Annotated in this window: 2 protein-coding genes; one reads left to right on the forward strand and one right to left on the reverse strand. The window is 70.8% G+C overall.

Annotation, left to right across the window (positions count from 1 at the left end):
- Window positions 1-114: 114 nt before the first annotated feature.
- Window positions 115-642 carry a hypothetical protein gene (locus tag ACIBH3_RS35925; RefSeq protein ID WP_371503083.1) on the forward strand — a complete coding sequence of 176 codons (528 nt, stop codon included), beginning with the start codon at window positions 115-117 and terminating at the stop codon, window positions 640-642.
- On the opposite strand, the gene ACIBH3_RS35930 is transcribed toward ACIBH3_RS35925, so the two are convergent.
- Entirely contained in the window at window positions 608-1,390 is a 783-nt protein-coding gene (locus tag ACIBH3_RS35930) for an IS5 family transposase (RefSeq protein WP_371503082.1), read from the reverse strand. The two genes, ACIBH3_RS35925 and ACIBH3_RS35930, sit on opposite strands and share 35 nt — an antisense overlap.
- Between the last annotated feature and the right edge of the window lie 270 nt (window positions 1,391-1,660).

A 1,660-nucleotide genomic window follows, 5' to 3' on the forward strand; every position in this document is an offset into this window, starting at 1 on the left:
AGAAGCCGTTGTCTTATCGGACGTGATCGGCGTATTTCCGCTGGTGAGGCATAGTGCGGGCGGTCGGGCGGCAGGGTTGCTCCATCGGGATCGTCTCGTTGGTGGAGGTGCCGGATGGCGTCGGTGGTGGGGCTGTTGGAGGAGCGGGAGGTGGCCGCGCGGCAGCGGGTGGAGTCGCTGCGCGAGGAGGCGGACCGAATCCAGGCCGAGCTGGCGGACGCGGAGACGGACTGGGAGCGGTGGGTGATCGCCCGGGAGAGGGTCGATCAGGTCCTGTCCGCGCCGCGCGGGCCGGACATCCCGGCGGTGCCCGAGGGCAAGCCCTCCGGGCGGGCCGAGCCGGCTCAGGTCCGGGTGGCGGTGGCAGGTTCGGTGGTGCCGGTGCGCCGGGAAGGACTGGGCGTGAGCGCGCTGGCACCGGACTACCAGCGGATCGTCAACCTTCTGGCGGACCGTCGACGATCCGGAGCGGACGGGGCGATGGGCTGCCAGGAGATCACGGCCGCGCTGGGGCTGGACGTGGTCCCGGCGAAGGTCGAAGGAGTGCGGTCGAAGGCGAAGCGCCTAGTCGAGCGGGGCTGGCTGACCGAGGACGTGCCGGGCCGGTTCAGCATCGCCGGCGGGCCAGCCGGCGGCTCATGACCATGGTCATCGACCAGAGGATCATTGTCTCGGCGGTATCGGTGCGGGCCTCGTAGTCCCGGGCAAGGCGGCGTGAGCGCATCAGCCAGGCGAAGGTGCGCTCCACCAGCCACCTCTTCGGCAGCACGACGAATCCGGACGTGTCGTCACTGCGCTTGACCACCGTCAGCGCGATCCGCCATGCCTGCGCGGCGAGGTCGACCAGGCGGCCGGTGTAGCCGCCGTCCGCCCACACCAGGGTCAGCCGCCAGAACCGCTCACGCAGCCGGGCCAGGAGCGTCCGGGCCGCGTCGCGGTCGGTGACGGACGCGGCGGTGACAACCACCGCCAGCAGCAGGCCGAGGCTGTCCACCACGATGTGTCGCTTGCGCCCCGGCACCTTCTTCCCGCCGTCATAGCCGGACGTGGCCCTCGGTACCGACGCGGCGGCCCGCACGGACTGCGAGTCGATGATCCCCGCGGTCGGCTCCGGATCCCGCCCAGCCGCCTCGCGGACCCTGCCCCGCAGCCGGTCGTGCAACTCCTTGACCAAGCCCTGGTCACGCCAGCGCCGGTAGAAGGCGTAGACCCGGTCCCATGCGGGGAAGTCGACGGGCATCGCCCGCCAGGAGACGCCGCCGGCGACCAGGTAGCGCACGGCGTCGAACATCTGCCGGTGGCAGTAGCCCTCCGGCTGCCCGCCCCGGCCCTCCAGCCACCTCGGCACCGGCAGCGACGCACGGACAACCGCCCACTCATCGTCCGTCATGTCCGAGGGGTACCGGCGCCGCCTCTCGGGACGGTCGGCCGCGTTGCCGTACACATGGGCGAGGCAATCACACGATCGGGCACGCGAGTTGGACTCCACCCGCACCCACACGGAAGACTGCGACACCAGGGCCTCCTGGAACCTCTAACGGCTTCGACAACCTTCGAGCTACCAAGAGGCCCTACCCCCATGCGCCGACCGGCCGACGATCACCCGAACGAGACTCCCGTTCGATCGACACGTCCCACCATCGGTACGACAACGGCTTCT

Source organism: Kitasatospora sp. NPDC050543, assembly GCF_044457565.1.
Taxonomy (GTDB): Bacteria; Actinomycetota; Actinomycetes; order Streptomycetales; family Streptomycetaceae; genus Kitasatospora.

Bases quoted from the DNA above. Each gene is read 5' to 3' on its own strand.
- ACIBH3_RS35925 (WP_371503083.1), top strand. From the start codon at position 115: ATGGCGTCGGTGGTGGGGCTGTTGGAGGAGCGGGAGGTGGCCGCGCGG.
- ACIBH3_RS35930 (WP_371503082.1), bottom strand. From the start codon at position 1,390: ATGACGGACGATGAGTGGGCGGTTGTCCGTGCGTCGCTGCCGGTGCCG.